15 protein-coding genes are annotated in these 19,066 nt (G+C 72.7%); 6 read left to right on the top strand and 9 right to left on the bottom strand.

All coding sequences use genetic code 11. The features are described from left to right. Nucleotides 1-69: 69 nt before the first annotated feature. From AB0F29_RS14425 to AB0F29_RS14415, 3 genes are all read right to left on the bottom strand, one after another. Nucleotides 70-3,411, bottom strand: a complete 3,342-nt coding sequence (locus tag AB0F29_RS14425) for an AAA family ATPase (RefSeq protein ID WP_361871498.1) — start codon at nucleotides 3,409-3,411, stop codon at nucleotides 70-72. Between the two features lie 93 nt (nucleotides 3,412-3,504). Then, on the bottom strand, nucleotides 3,505-6,447 hold the full coding sequence (locus AB0F29_RS14420; protein ID WP_361871495.1) for a VCBS repeat-containing protein: 2,943 nt from the start codon (nucleotides 6,445-6,447) through the stop codon (nucleotides 3,505-3,507). Then, nucleotides 6,444-9,056: a S8 family serine peptidase gene (locus tag AB0F29_RS14415; protein ID WP_361871492.1), complete on the bottom strand. Its 2,613-nt coding sequence runs from the start codon at nucleotides 9,054-9,056 to the stop codon at nucleotides 6,444-6,446. Before AB0F29_RS14415 ends, AB0F29_RS14420 begins: the two co-directional genes overlap by 4 nt. A gap of 226 nt (nucleotides 9,057-9,282) precedes the next feature. Between AB0F29_RS14415 and AB0F29_RS14410 the strand changes: the two genes are divergently transcribed. Further along, complete coding sequence (locus tag AB0F29_RS14410; RefSeq protein ID WP_361871489.1) at nucleotides 9,283-10,341, top strand: VWA domain-containing protein; 1,059 nt, start codon at nucleotides 9,283-9,285, stop codon at nucleotides 10,339-10,341. Here AB0F29_RS14410 and AB0F29_RS14405 read toward each other — a convergent pair whose 3' ends face one another. Further along, entirely contained in the window at nucleotides 10,342-10,986 is a 645-nt protein-coding gene (locus AB0F29_RS14405) for a LysE family translocator (RefSeq protein WP_361871488.1), read from the bottom strand. A gap of 198 nt (nucleotides 10,987-11,184) precedes the next feature. Here AB0F29_RS14405 and AB0F29_RS14400 point away from each other — a divergent pair, with 198 nt between their 5' ends. Next, entirely contained in the window at nucleotides 11,185-12,528 is a 1,344-nt protein-coding gene (locus tag AB0F29_RS14400) for a PLP-dependent aminotransferase family protein (RefSeq protein ID WP_361871485.1), read from the top strand. A 50-nt stretch (nucleotides 12,529-12,578) separates the two neighbouring features. On the opposite strand, the gene AB0F29_RS14395 is transcribed toward AB0F29_RS14400, so the two are convergent. Together AB0F29_RS14395 and AB0F29_RS14390 are read right to left on the bottom strand one after the other, a co-directional pair. Continuing rightward, on the bottom strand, nucleotides 12,579-12,809 hold the full coding sequence (locus AB0F29_RS14395; RefSeq protein ID WP_361871484.1) for a hypothetical protein: 231 nt from the start codon (nucleotides 12,807-12,809) through the stop codon (nucleotides 12,579-12,581). Further along, the gene (locus AB0F29_RS14390) at nucleotides 12,806-13,195 is read right to left on the bottom strand and encodes a hypothetical protein (protein ID WP_361871481.1); all 390 of its coding nucleotides are present in this window, start codon (nucleotides 13,193-13,195) and stop codon (nucleotides 12,806-12,808) included. The genes AB0F29_RS14395 and AB0F29_RS14390 overlap by 4 nt, the downstream gene beginning before the upstream one ends. A gap of 187 nt (nucleotides 13,196-13,382) precedes the next feature. On the opposite strand from AB0F29_RS14390, the gene AB0F29_RS14385 reads away from it, so the two are divergent. Both AB0F29_RS14385 and AB0F29_RS14380 read left to right on the top strand, forming a co-directional pair. Further along, nucleotides 13,383-14,219 (top strand): helix-turn-helix transcriptional regulator, encoded by an 837-nt coding sequence (locus AB0F29_RS14385; RefSeq protein ID WP_361871478.1) that lies wholly within the window; start codon nucleotides 13,383-13,385, stop codon nucleotides 14,217-14,219. Beyond that, complete coding sequence (locus AB0F29_RS14380) at nucleotides 14,206-14,415, top strand: DUF397 domain-containing protein (protein ID WP_361871476.1); 210 nt, start codon at nucleotides 14,206-14,208, stop codon at nucleotides 14,413-14,415. Before AB0F29_RS14385 ends, AB0F29_RS14380 begins: the two co-directional genes overlap by 14 nt. 170 nt (nucleotides 14,416-14,585) lie before the next feature. Here the strand turns inward: AB0F29_RS14380 and AB0F29_RS14375 are convergent, their stop codons facing one another. Beyond that, on the bottom strand, nucleotides 14,586-16,112 hold the full coding sequence (locus tag AB0F29_RS14375) for a cryptochrome/photolyase family protein (RefSeq protein ID WP_361871474.1): 1,527 nt from the start codon (nucleotides 16,110-16,112) through the stop codon (nucleotides 14,586-14,588). Nucleotides 16,113-16,240: 128 nt separating this feature from the next. Beyond that, entirely contained in the window at nucleotides 16,241-16,681 is a 441-nt protein-coding gene (locus AB0F29_RS14370) for a hypothetical protein (protein ID WP_361871471.1), read from the bottom strand. A 116-nt stretch (nucleotides 16,682-16,797) separates the two neighbouring features. Between AB0F29_RS14370 and AB0F29_RS14365 the strand changes: the two genes are divergently transcribed. Then, nucleotides 16,798-17,613: a helix-turn-helix transcriptional regulator gene (locus AB0F29_RS14365; RefSeq protein WP_361871966.1), complete on the top strand. Its 816-nt coding sequence runs from the start codon at nucleotides 16,798-16,800 to the stop codon at nucleotides 17,611-17,613. Here AB0F29_RS14365 and AB0F29_RS14360 read toward each other — a convergent pair. Further along, nucleotides 17,607-17,843, bottom strand: coding sequence for a hypothetical protein (locus tag AB0F29_RS14360; protein ID WP_361871468.1), 237 nt, complete (start codon nucleotides 17,841-17,843; stop codon nucleotides 17,607-17,609). The genes AB0F29_RS14365 and AB0F29_RS14360 overlap by 7 nt on opposite strands. A gap of 159 nt (nucleotides 17,844-18,002) precedes the next feature. Here AB0F29_RS14360 and AB0F29_RS14355 point away from each other — a divergent pair, with 159 nt between their 5' ends. Further along, a complete protein-coding gene (locus AB0F29_RS14355; protein WP_361871465.1) occupies nucleotides 18,003-18,968 on the top strand; it encodes a hypothetical protein in 966 nt (321 codons plus the stop codon). Nucleotides 18,969-19,066 lie beyond the last annotated feature (98 nt).

The following is a 19,066-nucleotide window of genomic DNA, read 5'->3' as shown; positions in this document are numbered from 1 at the left end:
CATCGGCGCCGGCCCCGGCTCGGCCGCGCCCCCACGACCCCGGGAGGCCCGGCCCCGCCCGGAAGGCGCCTACGCCTCGCGCGGCAACGCCCGCGCCCACGCCGCCCGGCGCGTCCCCGCCGGGTACGGCAGCGCGCCGGCCAACGCCTCGGCCCGGCCCAGCTCCCGCGCGCCCTCCGGTGCTCGTCCCAACCGCGACAACGATGTCCCCACCGCGATACGGGCCTCCACCTCGGCCAGATGCTCCCCGGCGCGCTCCGCCCGCGCGACCTCGGCACGGGCGAGCCGCAGCGCCGCGCCGGCCCGCCCCGACAGCAGCTCCGCCCAGGCCACCAGCACCGGCGCGTCGCCGGTGTGCCCGTCCAGGGCGCTCAGCGCGTCGCCCGGGCGGCGTGCGTACAGGGCCAGTTCGGCGCGGGCCGTGCGCACCTCGTGTTCCGCCTGCCGGTCCCCGAGGGCGGCGGCCACCCGTGCCGCGCGCTCCAGCAGACCGGCCGCCTCGGCGCTCTCACCCCGATGCACCCGCACCCGCGCCAGCGTCGCGAGCGTGTACGGGAGACACCAGGCGTCGTACGCCTCCGCACCGGCCACGGCCTCTTCGGCGAGGGCCCTCGCCGGCCCGGGCTCTTCGAGCAGCAGCCACAGTTCCGCCAGGTTCGTCCGCTCGAACGCGGCGGCCGTCGGATCACCGGACCGCTCCGCCAGCCCGAGCGCACGGGTCCCGATCCCGACGGCCTCGTGCAACCGGCCCGCCCGCCGCGCGTTCTCCCGCAGCGTCGACAGGACCGAACCGAGCAGCGTCGGATCGCCGTACGCCTCGGCCGGCTCCAGCGCCAGGTCGCCCGCCGCGCGCGCCTGGGCGAACCGCCCCGCGAGCCCGAGGTTCGTGGCCCGCAGGGCGAAGGCGCGGGCCACCAGCCCCTGCCCCCGCGTCCCCGGCACGTCCCGCGCCGCCGACAGGGCGTGCCCGGCGGCCTCGGCCCCCGCCGGGTAGCGCCCCTGGACACAGCGGATGAGGGAGAGGGCGAGGAAGTGGCACGCGGCCGGTTCCGGCCCGGTGTCCGCGGTCACCGGGTGGTCCCGCAGCGTCCGGCGGCCGGAAGCGGGGGCACTCGTCTTCACCAGCGTCTCGGCGAGCAGGGCCGCCGCGAGCACCGCGTCGTCATGGGCGCCGCGCCGCTCGAACTCGGCCAGCGCCAGCCGCACCGCGTCGGCCGCCTGCTCGAAGTGCCCCATGCGCCGCAGCACCCGGGCGTGCGCCAGCCGGGCGCGGGCCGCGTCCACGTCCAGCCGCGCCACCAGGTCCCGGTAGTAGCGGTCGGCGGTGTCGTTGGCGTACAGGGCGGCGGCCCGCTCGGCCGCCCTGCGCAGGTACTCGGCCGCACGCGGATCGTCGGCGCGCGCGAAGTGGGAGGCGAGCGCGTCGACGGCGTCGGGCCGCCGCCGCTGCACCGCCTGCGCGAACGCGGTGTGCAGCTGCCTGCGGCGGACCGCGGTCAGCTGCTCGTAACAGGTCATCCGGACCAGCGGATGCCGGAACGCCGCCCCCGCCTCGGACCGCCCGGCCACGACGACCTGCCGTTCCTCGACGACCGACGCGGCGATGGCCCGCTCCAGGGCGGCGGCAGCGGCGGCGCCCGACAGCGGCGGGTACAGCCCGTGTTCGGCGACGTCGAGCAGTTCGGACAGGGCGGCGTCCCCGCCGGCCACCGACAGCGCCTCGACGATCCGGCGGGTGTCCGGGTCGAGCCGCACGAGCCGCTCGGCCACCAGCTCCCGCACCCCCTCGGGAGCGCGGGCGGGGCCGGTGGTGCCGCCCTCGGCCAGGCCGCGGGCCAGCTCCAGGGCGAACAGCGGGTTGCCCAGGGAGAGTTCCCAGACCCGTCGGCCGTGTCCTGGGTCCGGGGCGTCCTCCGTGGCGTCGCGCACGACGGCCCGGCACGCGTCCTCGTCGAGCCGCCCCAGCACCTCCCGTACGGCCAGGTGCTGACGGAGGAGGGACGCCAGCACCGAGCGGCGCGCATCGCCGTCGGGGAGCTCCTCCTCGCGGTACGTCACCAGGAACCGCAGCGCCGTCCGCCGGTCCCTGGCCTTCCGGGCGAGATGGCCGAGCAGCTGGAACGAACCGGCGTCCGCGGCGTGGAGGTCGTCGAGGACCACCAGGACCGGGCGCCCGGCGGCCAGATCGCCCAGGAGCGCCGTGCTCGCCCGGAACAGCCGGTCGCGCTCCTCCTCGGGGCTGCGCCGGCCGGCGACGCCCACCCGCCCCAGCGACGGCAGGAACGAGGCCAACTCCGGGTGTTCCGCGCCGACCCGGGCCCGAGCGCCCGCGTCGTGCTCGGCCAGCCACCCGTCGAGCGCCTCCGCGAACACCCCGTACGGTGTGTGCCCCTCCGCGTCCTGGCCGCCTCCCCACAGCACGGCGGTGCCGGCGGCTGTGGCTCGCCGCGCGGCCTCGCCCACCAGCCGGGTCTTGCCCACCCCGGCCTCCCCCGTGACCAGCGTGACCAGCGGGCCGTCCGCGGCGAGCAGCCGCGCGAGCGCGGCGTCGCGGCCCCGGAGCGGCAGCGCGCCCCGGGCCGCCCGCAGCGGCGCGGGCAGCGGGGGCGCGGGCATCGGCGCCGGGGCGGCGGCCAGCGCCGCCCGGTGCAGCCGTTCGGTCTCCGGCCCGGGGCGTACGCCCAGCTCCGCGTCGAGCACTTCGCGGCACAGGTGGTACTGGTGCACGGCCCTGCGGCGCAGCCCCTGGCGCAGCCAGGCGTCGATGAGGACGCGGTGGGCCAGCTCCTCGGCCGGGCTGACCGCGAGGATCCGTTCGGCGACGGCCACGGCCTCGGAGGCGGCGCCCCGCTCCAAGTGTCGCTCGGCGAGCCGGAGCAGCAACTTCTCGCGCAGGTCCGCCAGTTGTGCGCGCCGGCCGTCGGCCCAGGCCGTGAAGCGGTCCTCCGGAAGCACCTCGCCGTCCAGCAGGTCCAGCGCGCGGGACAGCTCCTCCCGTCGGCCGGAGGCGAGGGCGGCCCGGCCCGCCGCCTCGGCGTCGTCGGCGTCGATCCGCACGGTCGCCGGGGCGAGGAGGAGGAACGCCCCGTCGGAGACGAGGTAGGAGGAGGCCGCGCGGGGCGCCAGCTCCGGCTCCAGGGCGTGCCGGGCGGCGTGCAGGGCGACGCGCAGACTGCCCGCGGCTGCCTGCGGGTCGGCGTCGGGCCAGCAGACGTCCATGGCCTGTTCGCGGTGGAGGCGGTGCCCGGGGACGACGGCGAGGAGCTTCACCAGGGCGCGGGCGCCCGGCCTCGGCCAGCGCTCGGGGAGCGCGGGACCGCTGTCACGCGTGGCGCGGAACCCGCCGAGAAGACGCAGGCGAAGCAGCGGTGCGGCGGAGGCGTCGCCTGCCGGTGGTTGCCCGTTCTCCATGAAGGCGCACTGTAATCGAACGCGCCACGGCCCCCCTGGGCGAGGCGCAGGGGGCCGTGGCAGGGGGGCCGTGGCAACGGGATCAGGAAGGCATCAGGAGAGGGTGAACGTGGTCACCTGGTGAATGCCGTTGTCCTGGACCAGGTAGCGCCCGCCGAGGTTCTCGGCGATCCGGTCCAGGCCGTAGTCGTCGCCGTTGAGGGAGAGCACCTCGTCGGTTCCGTCGCCGTCGAGGTCGGCGGCGAGGAAGTTGCGGCCGCCGGAGAGGGGGCCACTGTTGCCGACGCCGTTGGCGTAGCCGCCGGCGTTGTCGAACACGGTGTTCCCGTCCCAGGCGTGGACGCCTCCCTCGACGCCGCCGATGAGGAGCTTGCGGCCGCCGGGTCCGGTCGCGAAGCGGCCGTTGTAGGACTGCGGGATGACGAACACCGTGGCGTCGTCCTCGGCCTCGCCGCTGAAGCGGCGGTAGGAGGAGGTGCCCGCCTGGTACAGGACTCCGGCGTCGGTGAAGAACTCGCCGTGCGTCCACAGCCCGCCGGCGGTCGTGGAGTGCACCAGCTCACCGGTGCGGCCGTCGCGGATCTCCAGGTAGTTGTGGGGGCTGACGGCGTCGGTGGAGCCGACTCCGGCCTGGGAGGTGATGTCCCACATGTAGACGACCGCGTGGCCGTCCGCGTACGGGATCTCCGGGGACGCGAAGGTTCCGTTGCGGGTGAGGGCTGCGTGGATGACGCCGTCGCTCGACGCGGCCGGGGCCTTCGGCGCGAGGCTCCAGGCGACCTTGCCCGTCCGGGCGTTCAGGGCGAGGGCGGTCGCCGCGGGGTCGGCCAGGTCGAGCGAGCCCGCCTTGGAGTACGAGGTGTGGACCCGGCCGTCGGCGATGGACGGGTCGGAGAACACGACGGGCCCCAGGTCCTCGGGAGCCTTGTAGGACCACAGCCGGCGGCCGTCGCCGCGGTAGGCGTCCAGCGTGTCCGTGGGTACGAGGATGTCCAGCTCGCCGTCGCCGTCGAGGTCGGCGAGCCGGGCCGAGTGGACGAACCGGCCGCCGCCGTCGATGGTGGCGAGCGTCTTCCCGGTCCTGCCGTTCAGGACGACGACCGCCGAGTCGGCGGCGACGACGATCTCGGGCCTGCCGTCGCCGTCGACGTCCCCGGTCTCGATGCCGTGCACCGCGCCGGGCACGGTGGCCCGCCACAGCTCCTCGGGCTTTCCGGTGGTGAGCGACGGGCCGGAGTAGGCCCACACGCCGTTCGACGAACCGCCCATGACCACGTCGGACAGACCGTCCTTGTTCAGGTCGGCGGCCTTCGCGTAGGAGAGGTCGCCCCGCAGCGGCGTCTGCTTCTCCTGTTTGCCGTTGCCCAGCCTGTACGTGCGGATGTTCTGGCTCTGGTCGACGATCCGCACGTGCGCGCCCCGGGCGTCGTCGAAGACGTCCTGGTACATCGGCGCGGCGGCGACGCCCTTCTCCTGCCAGGCGATCTCGCCCTTGCGGGAGAACACGGTCAGCGAGGCGAGGCGGCCGCCGCTGACGTTCTGCGCCCCGTGGGCGTGACGGTCGTCCTGGCCCGTGGTGACGAGCTTGCCGCCCGCCATGTGCAGACGCCAGACGCTCGCCCCGTCGGAGGAGTTGCCGGGGTCGCGCTTGACCGTGTTCGACCACAGCACCTTGCTCGGGTCGTTGCCGTCGAGCACCCGGACGGTGGCCGCGTTGACGTACAGGTTGTTGTCCAGGGAGGACTCGGCCACCGCGTACTCGTCGCCCTCCTTGCCCGTCAGCTCGCCGACGGTCAGTGCGGTGGGCACCACGTTGATCCGGTTGTCCAGGGTGGCGCGCCGTCCGGTCCTCAGGTCGTACGCCGCGATCTCGTAGCGCACCCCGTCGGTGGCGTCGGACTGCTCGACGGCGACGATCCGCTCGCGGTCGGCGTCCACCCGCAGCTGACGGCTGTAGAGCATGCTGTCGGTCCCCCAGGCGACGGAGCCGTCCGACGTGTCGAGGACGAGGGTGCGGCCCCGGCCGTCGGCGTCGTCGGTCCCGGCCAGATCCCAGGAGACGGCGACCTTGCCCTTGCCGAGGCTCTGGAGGTCGCCCCAGTTGGCGTATGCGGTCGTCCCGGTGTCGTACGTCCAGGTCGTCGACGGGGTCAGCGCGCCGACCGCGTACGAGAACCGGGTCCCGGTCAGCCTCGTGGTGTCGGCGGCCGGGGAGTTCATGTTCATGCGCGGTGCGTCGGCCACGAGCAGGGTGGAGTCGACGATCTTGACCATGGAGGCGTAGTCGTACAGCTTCGACCACAGGGTTCTGCCGGTGGCGCCGTCGAGCACCGTCACGAACGTGCCGTTGGGCAGCTTCGATCCGGGCGAGGTGAACGGCCGGTAGGGCGTGATGCCGACACTCGCGGAGAAGGCCAGGTCCTCGACGCCGTCGCCGGTCAGGTCGCCGGCGGAGAAGCCCGAGTCGGAGGTGGGGGCGAAGGGCGAGACGGCGTTGTAGCCCATCAGGATGCGGGCCGGGAACGGCTCGGTCTGCCAGGGCCGCTGCGGTGTGACCTTCCAGTCCGCGTACAGGGACGTGTTGGTGCGCTCCCACACCGCGCTGCCGTCGGCGGCGTGGCGCTGCACGTTGCCGAGGCTGTGGACGGTGAGGTAGTCGCCCTTCCTGCCGACGGGCACGGTCGCGCCCATGCCGCGTACGCCTTCCAGCGTGGACGCGCCGGTGAAAGTGACGGGTGCGGGCGCGTCGGCGGCCGTGCCGTCCGGGGCGGCGGCGCCTCCGGCCGTTCCGTCGGTCGAGCCGCGGTGCGTCGCGGGCGCGTCCTCGGCCTCGGGGCTGACCCGGGCCGCGTCGGCGTCGCCGTACGGGTCGAGAGTGGCGCGGGCGGCCAGGGTCTTCGCCTCGGCGCTGGTCAGCTTCATCGCCGAGCCGGTCCCGTCGGCGGCCAGGGCGCCGGGGGCGGCGCCGACGCACAGCCCGGCCGTGACCAGGGCGGCGGCGAGGCGGAGGCCCCGCCGGGTATGGATGGCGCTCATCGCTTGGCTCCCTGGGTGAAGCGGATGGCCGAACCGTCGGTGACGACCGGCTGGTCGAAGGAGTACGGGAGGGCGTCGGTGCCGGCCTGGTTCTGGATGCCGACGGTGGCGCCCGCGCCCCGGTCCGCGACCGACTTGTACTGGAGGGTCACGGCGCCGGTGGCCTCGTCGAAGACGACCTCGAAGGTGGCGCGGCCGGGGGTGCCGGTCGCGTAGGCGGCGTTGTTCCAGACGATGGCGAACAGGCGCGACCCCTTGGCGCCGGTGGTGGTGGTCTGCACCGACGACTTCCTGTCGAGCGTCAGGTCGTCCCACAGCGCGGCGACGAACCCGTTGGGGTTGTTCACCGTGGGCAGCGCGGTGTTGGCGTAGTCGCCGACGCGCGGCGCCAGGAAGTTCACCATGCCGTTGGTGGTGACCGAAGCGGTGGAGTACGAGACCCCGTAGTGCTTCACGGCGAAGGGCAGCGAGATCGTCGTGGCGTCCTCGTCACCGCTCAGGGCGACCTTCTTGGAGCCGGCGATCCAGGAGTACGTTCCCGGGGCGCAGCTGTTGCCGGAGGCGTCGGTGCGGGCCGGGACCTGGACGTTCTTGGTGAGGTCGGCGGCGGCGACGGTGGCGGAGCCGGTGTAGGCGCCGTTGCACAGCGTCGGCTCGGCGGGCTTCACCGTCAGGCCGTAGGTGCCTTCGGCGACCTTCGGCAGGGTGTATTTGCCCTTGGCGTTCGTGGTGACGGCGGGGACGGGAGCGCCCGTCATGCCGACGGTCGCGCCGGCGAGGGGCTTGCCGGTGACGTCGAGGACGGTGCCCGTGACCTGGTGCGAGGCGACCGCGGAGAGCGGGATGTCACGGGTCAGGTCCTGGTCGCCGACCACCTCGACGGCGTTGGCCGAACCGGCCGCGTAGCCGTAGGCGGTGAAGGTGAAGTCGTAGGCGCCCGGGGTCAGTGACAGGCGGTACGTGCCGTCGGGGCCGGTGATGACGTTACGGGTGCCGGTGGTGGCGCTGTCGGCGTGGACGGTGACGCCGGACAGTGCGGCGCCGGTGGCCCGGTCGGTGACCTTGCCGCTGACGGTGCCCGCGGTGTGCGGGGCCTTGTCGACCGAGGCGAGGATGTCGAGCCTGCCCTCGCCCCAGACGTTGTTCATGCCCGCGGTGCCGCCGCAGTGGGTGTCGTCGACGTCTAGGGCGCCCTCGTCCAGGAGCGCCCGGGTCTCGTCGATCCTGCCGATCAGCGACGGAGCGGCCGACCACAGCAGGGCCACCGCACCGGCGACGTGCGGCGTCGCCATCGACGTACCGTTGGACACCTTGTACGTCGAACCCGGCCAGGTGGAACGGATGTCGACGCCCGGGGCCGAGATGTTCGGCTTCGTCGAGCCGTCGATCAGTGAGGGGCCGAAGCCGGAGAAGGACGCGATCGCGCCGGTGGAGTCGTACGCGCCGACGCCGTAGGCGGGCGCCTGCGCGCCGGGGGCGTGCGCGGTGGAGCAGGTGGTGCCGTCACCGTCGTTGCCGGCCGCGAAGGCCTCGAAGATGCCCGCGGACTTCCAGGCCACGACGATGTCCTGGTAGAACGTCGTGTTGCCGCCGCCCCAGGAGTTGTTGACGATGTTCGGGGCCAGGTCGGGGCGGGGGTTCTCACCGTCGCGGTCGGTCGGGGCGAGGATCCACTGACCGGCCTTGAGCAGGAACTCGTCCGAGCACTGGTTCGACTCGCAGCCCTTGGCGGCGATCCAGCGGGCGTTCGGGGCGACGCCGACACCGTTCGCGCCGACCATGGTGCCCATGGTGTGGGTGCCGTGGCCGTTGTTGTCGCAGGGGACACCGCTCGTGCCGCACCGGCCGCTCGGGTCGTACCAGTTGTAGTCGTGGGTGAAGGTGCCGTCGCCGTTGGCGCCGCGGTAGCCGCCGACGAGGTCCGGGTGGTCGTACTGGACGCCCGAGTCGATGTTGGCGATGACGATGCCCTCGCCGCGCTCGTCGTACTGCTTCCAGACCTGGTCGGCCTTGATGTCGGCGACGCCCCACTCGGGTGCGCCGGTCTCGTCGGTGCCCGCGTCGCTGCCGTCCGTGGCGCCGCCGGCCGCGTTGACGCCGTCCGCGTTCGGCCGGGAGGAGGCGGCCTTTGCCCCGGCCGTCTCGACGTCGTCGAGCTTGTAATGCCGCTCCTTGACGATGCGGGAGACGTCCGAGCGCTTCGCGAGCTCGCCGATGAGCTGCTGGTCACCGGTGACCCGGATGGTGTTCGCGATCCAGAAGCCCTGGTGGCCGGCCTTCTTCCGGTCGAGGAAGGCCTTGAGCGGGGCCTGGGCGTCCGCGGCCTTCGCCCGCAGCTCCTCGAACGCGGCGTTGGCCTTGGCCGCGTGCGTCTTCTGCTTCCGGGCGGCGGACAGGTCGGCCCGGTCCTTCAGGACGACGTAGAAGGGCTCCTCGCCGCTCTCGGATACGGCCGCGGTGAGCGCGGGTTCGACTTTCGCGGACGCCACCGGGGGGACGGTGTCCGCCGCGGCGGCGACGGGTGGTGTCGCGGTCAGCAGGGCGGTGGCGGTGAAGGCGGTCGCCACCCAGCCGGCGCTTCTGCGCCAGGGCGGTCGGGGCAGGTGCATCGGGGTGCTCCTCCAGGGACGGTACGGGGGAGTCCGGACGCTAGACAGGGGCCGTTACTCGGGCATTACAGCGCTCGGCCCGGCGGTGTTCCGCGGGCCCCGGGGTGTTCCGCGGGACCTCGCGAGGCGGGCGGTCGTCGGCCCAACGGCGTTGTCAGTGCCTCCCCATAGAGTCGAAGCATCACTCGGGGGAGCACCGGGGAGCACCGGACGAAGGAGCAGAACCATGTCCGCCAACAGGATCCAGCACAAGGTGAATCACGTCGCTCTGGTCGTGGACGCCTCGGGTTCCATGAAACAGCACCAGGGTCAGCTCATCCGCGTCGTGGACGAGTTCGTGGCGGGCCTGAAGGCCGAGTCGGACACCCTCGGCCATGAGACGCGGATCAGTCTCTACTCCTTCGACCACCGGGTGGAGAACCTGGTCTGGGACATGGACGTGAAGCATCTCCCGTCCATGCGGGGGTTGTACAAGGTCAACAACGGCGCCACCGCCCTCATCGAGGCCTCGCTGAAGTCCCTGGACGACCTGGGGCACATCTGGGAGGAGTACGGCGAGCACAGCTTCCTCCAGATCGTGGTGACGGACGGCGAGGAGAACGCCTCCGGCGGCGACCGTCGGCACGACGGCGACATGACCATCCTCGGCCCCTGGCTCGACCGGATCACCGCCAAGATGAACGGGCTCCCGGGGCACTGGACCTCCGCGATCCTCGTCCCGAACTCCCTGGCGAAGCGCACCGCCCAGAACTACGGCTTCCCGGCCGGCAACATCGCCATCTGGGACGCGGACTCCCAGAAAGGCGTCGAGGACGCGATCGGCACCGTGCGCGCCGCCGCCACCAGCTTCCTGCGCGGTCGTGAGCAGGGCGTGCGCGGCACGAAGAACCTGTTCGCCGTCGGCCAGGACATATCGGTCGACGACGTGCGGGCCAACCTCGAACCGGTCGCGGCCGACAAGTACCGGCTGCTGAAGGTCGACAAGGAGACGGAGATCCGCGCCTTCGTCGACTCGCATCCGGGTGTCACCTACGAACGCGGCTCCTGCTACTACCAGTTGGGCACCCGAGTCCAGGTGCAGCCCGACAAGGAGGTCATCGTGGTCGAGAAGGACACCGACCGCGCCTACACGGGGGAGGCTGCGCGCAACCTCCTGTTCGGTGCCGGAGTCCGGGGGACCGTCTCGGTGAAGGCCGGCAACAACCCCAAGTTGGAGGTCTATGTGCAGAGCCGTTCGGTGAACAGGAAACTCAAGGCCGATACGCGCCTGCTCATCATGGTCTGATCATGCTCGGGCCGGTGCCGAGGTGTCCGTCGCCACCGATACGGCGAGCAGGCCCAACGCCGCGCCCATGAGGTAGCGCTGGGCGCGGAGCCAGGTGGGGCGGCGGGCGAGGAAGACGGCGATGGCTCCCGCCGCCAGGACGATGCCCAGATTGACGGTGAGGGCCACCACGATCTGGACGGAGCCCAGCAGAAGGCCCTGGAGCAGGACGTTTCCCGCCTCCAGGCTGATGAACTGCGGGATGAGGGAGAGGTACATGATGGCGATCTTCGGGTTGAGCAGATTCGTCATCATGCCCATGGTGAACAGCTTGCGCGGGGAGTCGTGCGGCAGTTCCTCGGGGGCGAAGACGGACACGCCCCCGGGCCTCAGGGCGTTCCAGGCCAGATAGGCCAGGTAGGCGGCGCCGGCCAGCTTCACGGCCACGTACAGCTCGGGCACCGCGAGGAAGACCACCGAAAGACCGAGATTCGTGGCCAGAAGGTAGACCAGGAAGCCCACGGCCACACCGCTCAGGGAGACCACCCCCGCGCGTCGCCCCTGCGTGATGCTCCGGGAGACGAGATAGATCATGTTGGGGCCCGGGGTGAGCACCATGCCCAGGGCGACCATCGCGACCCCCAGCACCCCGCTCAGCTCAACCATGGTTGCCCGCCGCTCTGTTCGTGGGGCGCCGGTCGGGTCCGGCGCCCTGTGCACCGGCCCCCCGCGACCGGTGCAATCGGAGTCTAGGGTCGCCGTTCTGCTCGGTTCAATAGGCGCCATTGCACTCGGTGCAATGCCATGCTTGACTGCCGCTCGCCAGGGATTCGATGCCGAACGCTCACCAGGGAGGCGAAGCCCGTGAAGGACTTCCGGTCCGTCGCCGACGCGGTGGCGGAGGAGATCGCGGCGGGGCGGCTCAAGGGCGGGGAACGACTGCCTCCGCAGCGGGAGTTCGCCCGGCTCCATGCCATCGCCGACTCCACCGCCGCCCGCGTCTACCAGGAGCTGGCCCGCCGGGGCCTCACTGTCGGCCAGGTCGGACGCGGCACGTTCGTCACGGAGGCACCCGGCGCTCCCGCTCCCGCCCCGGCGCTCTCCGAGCCCGCCGAGAGCCGGGTCGACCTGGAGCTCAACCACCCCGTCGTCCCCGAACAGGCCGGGCTGCTCGCCGCCGGCCTGGAGAAGCTGGTGCGCGCCGACCGCCTGGAGTCGTTCCTCCGCCCGGTCGGGCCCGCCGGTACGCCCGCCGCCCGCGAGGCCGCCGCCGATCTCCTCGCGCGCGGGCGGTGGCGGCCCGGCCCGGAGCGGATCCTGTTCGCGGGCAACGGCCGCCAGGCCGTCTCCGCCGCCGTCGCCGCGCTGACCCGGCCGGGCGCCCGGCTGGGCGTCGAGGAGTTCACCTATCCGGTGCTGAAGGCCATCGCCGCCCGGCTCGGTGTCGTCCTCGTGCCCCTGGCCATGGACGGGGACGGGCTGATCCCGGAGGCGGTGGAGGAGGCGCACCGCGCGGATCCGCTGCACGCCGTCTACGTACAGCCGGTCCTCCACAACCCGCTCTCCCTCACCATGCCCGAGCGGCGGCTCGACCACCTGGCGGAGGTGTTGCTGACCTCGGGGATCCACGCGATCGAGGACGCCGTCTGGGCCTTCCTCCGGGACGACGTGGCGCCCCTCGCCGCGCGGGCCCCCGAGCGGACCGTCCTCGTCGACAGCCTCTCCAAACGCCTGTCCCCGGGGCTGTCCCTCGGATTCGCCGTGGCCCCCGCCGCGACGGCGGGCAGGGTCGCGGGGGCCCTGCGCTCCGGAGGCTGGACACCCATGCGGTTCCCCCTGGAGGCGATGGCGCGCTGGCAGACGGACGGCGCCGTCGACATCCTCGTACGGGCCAAGCGGCGCGAGGCGGGGGCCCGTCAGGAGATCGCCCACCGGCACCTCGGCGACTTCCGCACCCGCAGCGACCCCTCCTCGTACTACCGCTGGTGGGAGCTGCCCAGCCCCTGGCGCGCCGACACCTTCGTCGCCGCCGCGGCGCGGCACGGCATCGCGGTGACCCCGGCCGCGGCGTTTACCGCGGGCCGCCCCCGGGGCCCGCAGGCGGTCCGCCTCGGCCTGGCGTCCCCCACCCGGGAAACCCTCGCCCGGTCCCTCGCGACCCTCGCCGACCTCGCCCGGTCCGCGCCGGAAGACTTCGCGGGGGAGTGAGGGAGTGCCCTTTCAGTCCGCTGACGTGGCGCCGGCGGCGGCTGCCGAGGTCAGAAGGGGTGCGGGTGCCGACTGCGGGCGTTGACCTCGGCGAGCTGCGCGCTCAGGAACTCGGCCCGGCTGAGCAGTCGTAGGTGGGCCGGATCGGCTTCCCACGCCCGGCCCCCGCCGAGCGGCCGGAGCAGCACGTACGGGTTGCTCCGGCCCGTCACCAGCCCGACCCGGCCGCTCCCGCTGTCGTGGACGGCCGCCCCGATCCCGGGGACACCGTCCTCGGTCACCGGGCCAGCCCGTTGGTGATCGCCGTCGCGAGGGCGTGGGCCACGGGCGCGGAGCACACGCCGAGGTGGACGAGGGCGTAGCGGACCTCACCGGACCGCTCTGTTGCCGGCTGCGCGGGGTCGTCGGTGTTCTCGCCGCCGTACGGGGAGAGCGTGCCGTCTTCGCGGAGGGCATCGGCCCACGGGGTACGGACGTCCATCGCGGGAAGCTGGATACCGGCCCGGGCCAGGGCGGTGGCAAGGGCATCGCGTGCGTCCAGGGCTTCTTGGACCTTGGCCGCGCCAGGGAGTCCGCCGGGCGGAACCGGGACGTGGACGGTGGTGGCGGCGGGGGTGACGGAGGTGTGCTGGGGCGTCCGGTGGGGGAGGGGCGGCTTGGAGGACATGTGGGGGTCTCTTCTTTCGGCTGGTTGTCGCGCGGAACCTGCGCCCCGGCCGCAGGTCGTGAACTACCGTGCGTGAGGGACTCGTTACGAGAATGTCCTGGTCAGGGGCGGAGTCCTGCCGAAGCCGGGGGAGCTTCCCCGGGCGGATCCGCAAGTTCCACACGTTCCACGTTTCACGGAGGGCGCGATGCCGACGAGGCGAGCGGTCACGGGCCGCAGCAGGGAACCACGAGCACGGTTCGCGGAGGAGTTACGCCTCCTGCGCACGGCACGCGGCCACAGCCTGCGGCAACTGGGCGACCGGCTGGGCTGGGACTGGTCGCTGTTCGGCAAGATGGAGAAGGGCGAGACGGTCGGCGGCCCGGAGGTCGTCCAGGCGCTGGACACGCACTACGGGACGCCTGGGCTGCTGCTGGCGCTGTGGGAGTTGGCCGTCAGTGACAAGACCCAGTTCAAGGAGCGCTACCGGCGGTACATGGCGCTGGAGGCCGAGGCCGTGAGCATGTGGCACTTCGCGGTGAGCGTGCTGCCGGGGTTGTTGCAGACGCAGGGGTACGCGCGGGAGGTCTTGGCGTCGGGTGGGCTCAGGGGCGAGGCGCTGGAACAGCAGGTCGAGGCTCGGATGGGTCGGCGGGAACTGCTCGCTGGTGAGGACGTGCCGCAGTTCCGGACCATCCTGTCCGAGGCAGTGTTGCGGACCCCACTGCGAGACCGGAGGGAGTGGGAGGCGCAGCTGGAGTATCTGCTGGAGGTCGGAGAGCGGGAGGACGTGACACTGCAGGTGGCACCGTTCAGAGCGGGTCTGCATGGCCTTACTAACGCCGATGTCATGTTCCTCCGCCTGCCCGATGGGCGTACCGTGGCGTATGCCGAGAACGGGTACAGGGGCGAACTCATCGAGGAATCTGTACCGGTTGAGCGGCTGCAACGTGCGTACGATTCGGTGCGCGACCTGGCTCTTTCACCAGCCGAGTCGCGGAAGTTCATTCTGCGCATCCTGGAGGAAGCACGTGCGAGCCCGTGATCTGAACGCAGCCACTTGGCGGAAGAGCAGCTACAGCAACCAGGACGGCGGCCAATGCCTTGAGGTTGCAGACGGCTTCGCCCCGGTTGTTCCGGTTCGCGACAGCAAGAACCCGCACGGCCCGGTGCTCGCGTTCGCGGCCAACGGCTGGACCTCGTTCGTGTCCGCTGTGAAGGACGGCGAGCTGAGCGCCTGATCCCGATCTTGTACGAGATGGCCCTCCCTGACACGCTCAGCGAGGGCCATCGGCGTCATCGGGGTGCCGGCAACGAGCGGCGAACCAGGTGACAAGCGGCGATGCCGGACGCGGCTCGCGGGGCGCGCTCACGGTCCGAGAGCCGCGCTCCGGGGCCGTTCCCGCACTTCTCAAGGTGCCCGGTCCCCCCGATCCGAGGTCTCCTCCAGAAGCTCGTCGAGGTCCTTCAGCCGGTCCAGGCCCTTGACCGCCCTCGCCATGCGGTGGTTGGCGCTCAGGGCGGTCCGGTGGCGGTGCAGGAAGGCCCAGTAGCCCGCCGTGTACGGGCAGGCGTGTTCGCCGGTCCGGTCGGTGGGGCGGTAGGCGCAGGGGGTGCACAGGTCGCTCATCCTGTTGATGTAGGCGCCGCCGGAGGTGTACGGCTTGGTCGTCATCCGGCCGCCGTCCGCGTACTGCGACATGCCGACCACGTTGGGGAGCATCACCCAGTCATAGCCGTCCACGAAGCAGCGGTGGAACCAGTCGGTCACGGCAGCCGGGTCCCAGCCGTCCTGCAGAGCGCGGCTGCCCAGCACCATCAGGCGCGGGATGTGATGGGTCCAGCCGGTGTCCCGGACCTGGGCCAGCACGGTGGACAGGCAGTTCGCGGTGACCGCCTCCGCGTCCAGGTCGAGGAACCAGTCGGGCAGCGGGGCGGTGTGGCGGAGTGCGTTGCGGCCCCGGTAGTCCTCGCCGAAGTACCAGTAGAGCTGCCATACGTACTCCCGCCAGCCGGCGATCTGGCGCACGAAACCCTCGACGCTGTTGAGCGGGGCCTCGCCCGCGCGCCAGGCCTTCTCGGCACGCTCGACGCATTCGGCAGGGTCCAGAAGTCCCAGGTTGAGGGGGGCCGACAACAGACTGTGGCTCATCACGGGGTCGCCCGCGAGCATCGCGTCCTCGTAGCGGCCGAAGTCGCCGAGGCGGTGCGCGACGAAGCGCCGGAGCGCGGCCAGCGCCTCCCGCCGGGTGACGGGGAAGCGGCGGGGGCCGTCGCGGCCGACGAACGAGACCTCCCCGTCCCGTTCCCAGCGGTCGAGGTCGTGGCGGACCTCGTCGTCGATCTCGTCCTCGGCCGGGCTGTACGGAGCGGGCTCTTCCAGGGTCGGACGACCTCGGGGCGGCGGCTCGCGGTTGTCGTGGTCGAGGTTCCACGTTCCCCCGGCGGGCTCGTCGCCGTCCATGAGCAGCTCGTGGCGCCGGCGGACCCACCGGTAGAAGCCCTCCATCCGCAGGCGGTCGCCCGTGTGCTCGTGCGCCCACGCTCCGAACTCCGTATGCGGCAGCAGGAAGCCCCGGGCCGGGAGGATGGCGACCTCCTCCCGGGCGGTCACGAAGTCCAGCGCCGCGCGGGAGGTCGGGTGGCAGACCGTCAGGCGCCCCCCGCGCCCCCCGCGCCCGCCGAACCCCGCCTCCGCCAGCCCGTCCGCGTACGTCTCGGACCGTACGTAACGGACGCGGTCGCCCAGTTCGGCCGCCCGGTGCCGCATCGCGGAGAGGACGAGGTGGGCCTTGGCCCGGTGGAAGCGGCGTCGGCGCAGCACGGATCGGGCCTCGATCATCAGGACGGGGGCGTGTGCGTCCGGTCCGCCGTGGCGGGGGTCCAGGAAGTGGGGGCCGAGCTGGTCCCCGAAGAGCCAGTGGGTGCGTGGTGCCATGAGGTGCGCCTGTCCTGCCGTCGGGTACCGCTCCGGCCAGGCTAAGGACGGCAGGGAAGGCCCTCGTGACACCACGCCGGGCCCTGGTGGAGGTCGTCGAGCCGCCGTCCGCCGGGCGGTGCATGGCACTACCGTGACGAGGGCGCCGCCGTCATCCGCCGCAGCCCCGTGTACTGGAGCGCGGAGTAGACCGCCACGATCACGGCGCCGATCAGCAGGAACACCACCCCGAAGCCGTTGAGCGGCACGAAGTCGGCGAAGGCCGTCACCACGCAGCCGACCGCGCACAGGGAGTTCACGGCGACGACGGTCCTGGCCAGGGCGGGCGGGATCACCGGATAGCCGGCGATCAGTGCGAGTGAGGCCGCCCCGCCGATCTGGAAGATCCCGAACGCCACGGCGAAGGCCACCGGCATTCCGGTCGCGGAGCCGAGCGGCACGGCGGCCGCGACCAGTACGACGCCCATCACGGCAGTGCTCACACTGTCGACGCGCAGCACCAGACGGAGGAACCGGGCGGCGTCCCGTGCGGGAGCCACCGTCGCGGAAGGGGTGAGGGTGTGCGTCATCTCGGATCTCCTTAGGCCGGTGGGGTCGGTGACACCGTGCCACGCACAGGGGCCCACACTCCATGACCTCCCAGGTCATGGAGGCGTGGACGGCGGACCACGGATACGGTGAGGTCATGGAGACCGAAGAACCGCCCCGGGTAGGCCTGTTGCTCCGGGAGTGGCGCCGCCGCCGCAAGCTCAGCCAGCTCGAACTGGCGCTGCTGGCGGACTCCTCCACCCGGCACCTCTCCTGCGTGGAGACCGGCCGTGCCCGGCCGAGCCGGGCGATGGTCCTCCGGCTCGCCGAGCACCTCGACGTTCCGCTGCGGGACCGCAACGGCCTGCTGCTGGCGGCTGGTTACGCCCCCGCGTACCGGGAGTCACCGCTCGACAGCGAGCGGATGACCATGGTCCGCTCCGCGGTCAGGGCGATGCTGGCCGGCCACGAGCCGTACCCGGCCGCGGCGATCGACCGGATCTGGAACATCGTCGACCGCAACGACGCGATGTCCCTCCTGCTCGGCACCGTGCCGCCGCACCTGACGGAGTCCGGCGGCAATGTGATGCGGCTGATCCTCCACCCGGAGGGCCTCGCCTCCCAGTGCCTCAACTTCGCCCAGGTCCGTGCCCACGCACTCGGCCGGCTGCGGCACCAGGCCGACACCACCGGTCACCGCGATCTGCGGGAGCTGTACGAGGAGGTGTCCGCCTACCCGGCCCCGCCGGACCTCGATGCCGACCCCGGGCCGGTGGACCCGACGGGCATCGTCGTCCCCTTGCGTATCCGCACGCCGCTCGGCGACATGGCGTTCTTCAGCACCATCGCCACCTTCGGCGCCCCGGCGGACGTGACCCTCTCGGAACTCGCGGTGGAGTCGTTCTTCCCGATGGACGAGCAGACGGACACCTTGCTGCGCGCCCTGGCGGCCATGGGCCCCGAGGGTCAGTGACGCCGCTGTCCTGAGCGTGACCCCCCGGCCGAGCGCGGCCCTCCGTGGGGGTGGGCCCGGAAGGCGCGCCCGTCGGTCTTCATCTGCTGTGCCCGCAGCCGGGCGGCCTGCTCGATCAGCAACCCGTCCGCGTTCTCGGTGGGCCCGCGACGCCCGCGCCGGACCAGTACCACCGCACACCACACGGCCGCCCCGCCCAGTCCTGCCATCAGCACGACGAATGTCCCCATGGAATCCCGTTCCCATCCGCTTCGGTCCAGCCGGTGAGCGGGATTCTTCCTGCCTCATGTCGTCGCCACAAGGTCACCTCCAGTTTGACTTGATACCCCAGGGGGGTATCTTGGGTGGTGAGTGGTCGCGACCCGGCGACCTTGACGAGGGAGTGGGCCATGCATACCGGTCTCAAGATCACGGCCTTCGCCGCAGCGGTCGCGGCGACCTTCGGGTCGGCGTACGCCGTGGGCGGGGCCATGGATCCCGCTGTCGCCGAGAAGGCGCCGTCCCACCAGGGCGGTCACGGCGCGAAGGAGGTCGCGGAGAAGGGGGCGGCGGAGACGAGCGTGGACGAGGCCCCGGAGCTTCCGGGCGGCCTGCAGATCTCCCAAGGGGGCTACACCCTCGATCTCAGCACCCCGCGCGTGGAGGCGGGCGAGCCCGCCGAGCTGCGCTTCGCCGTCGTGGACGAGGACTCCTCCCGCAAGGTGACGGCGTTCCGCCGCGAGCACGGCAAGGAGCTGCACCTGATCGTGGCGTCGAGCGACCTCACGACCTACCGGCACCTGCACCCCGAGCGGGCCGCCGACGGCACCTGGTCCACCCCCGTCGAGCTCCCCGAGGCCGGCGGCTACCGCGTCTTCGCCGACTTCACCCCGGACGTGAAGAACGCCGAGGGCGTCACCCTGGGCGCCGACCTCGCCGTGTCGGGCGACGCGAGCCCCGAGGCGCTGCCGAAGGCGGAACGGACGGTGACCGTCGACGGGTACGAGGTGACGCTCGACGGGGCGCTGCGCCCCGGTGCGGGCAGCGAGCTGAAGCTGGAGGTCGAGAAGGGCGGCAAGCCGGTCACCGATCTCCAGCCCTACCTCGGCGCGTACGGCCACCTCGTCGCGCTGCGCGCCGGGGACCTGGCCTACCTCCACGTGCACCCGAACGGCGAACCGGGCGACGGGCGGACGAAGCCGGGGCCGGAGGTCTCCTTCACCGCGACCGCCCCGAGCAAGGGGGCCTACCGTCTCTTCCTCGACTTCCGGCACGAGGGGAAGGTCCGTACGGCCGCCTTCACCGTGCACGCCGGGGGCGCCGCGGCAGGGGAGCCCGTGCCGGAGAACGAGGAATCCGCCGAGCACGGACACTGAGCGTGGCCTGTCCGTCCCGGGCGGGTCCATAACGATCAGCACACGGGCGGAGCGCGTCCCGCCGGGCGGGCGGAGGGGGTCCGCCGGCGGTCCCGGTG

It is taken from the genome of Streptomyces sp. NPDC026589 (assembly GCF_040638385.1).
Taxonomy (GTDB): domain Bacteria; phylum Actinomycetota; class Actinomycetes; order Streptomycetales; family Streptomycetaceae; genus Streptomyces.
Note: the sequence above shows the minus strand (reverse complement) of the source record. Positions and strands in the feature narration are given on the sequence as shown.

Bases quoted from the DNA above. Each gene is read 5' to 3' on its own strand.
- AB0F29_RS14425 (WP_361871498.1), bottom strand. From the start codon at position 3,411: ATGGAGAACGGGCAACCACCGGCAGGCGACGCCTCCGCCGCACCGCTG.
- AB0F29_RS14420 (WP_361871495.1), bottom strand. From the start codon at position 6,447: ATGAGCGCCATCCATACCCGGCGGGGCCTCCGCCTCGCCGCCGCCCTG.
- AB0F29_RS14415 (WP_361871492.1), bottom strand. From the start codon at position 9,056: ATGCACCTGCCCCGACCGCCCTGGCGCAGAAGCGCCGGCTGGGTGGCG.
- AB0F29_RS14410 (WP_361871489.1), top strand. From the start codon at position 9,283: ATGTCCGCCAACAGGATCCAGCACAAGGTGAATCACGTCGCTCTGGTC.
- AB0F29_RS14405 (WP_361871488.1), bottom strand. From the start codon at position 10,986: ATGGTTGAGCTGAGCGGGGTGCTGGGGGTCGCGATGGTCGCCCTGGGC.
- AB0F29_RS14390 (WP_361871481.1), bottom strand. From the start codon at position 13,195: ATGTCCTCCAAGCCGCCCCTCCCCCACCGGACGCCCCAGCACACCTCC.
- AB0F29_RS14385 (WP_361871478.1), top strand. From the start codon at position 13,383: ATGCCGACGAGGCGAGCGGTCACGGGCCGCAGCAGGGAACCACGAGCA.
- AB0F29_RS14375 (WP_361871474.1), bottom strand. From the start codon at position 16,112: ATGGCACCACGCACCCACTGGCTCTTCGGGGACCAGCTCGGCCCCCAC.
- AB0F29_RS14370 (WP_361871471.1), bottom strand. From the start codon at position 16,681: ATGACGCACACCCTCACCCCTTCCGCGACGGTGGCTCCCGCACGGGAC.
- AB0F29_RS14365 (WP_361871966.1), top strand. From the start codon at position 16,798: ATGGAGACCGAAGAACCGCCCCGGGTAGGCCTGTTGCTCCGGGAGTGG.
- AB0F29_RS14360 (WP_361871468.1), bottom strand. From the start codon at position 17,843: ATGGGGACATTCGTCGTGCTGATGGCAGGACTGGGCGGGGCGGCCGTG.
- AB0F29_RS14355 (WP_361871465.1), top strand. From the start codon at position 18,003: ATGCATACCGGTCTCAAGATCACGGCCTTCGCCGCAGCGGTCGCGGCG.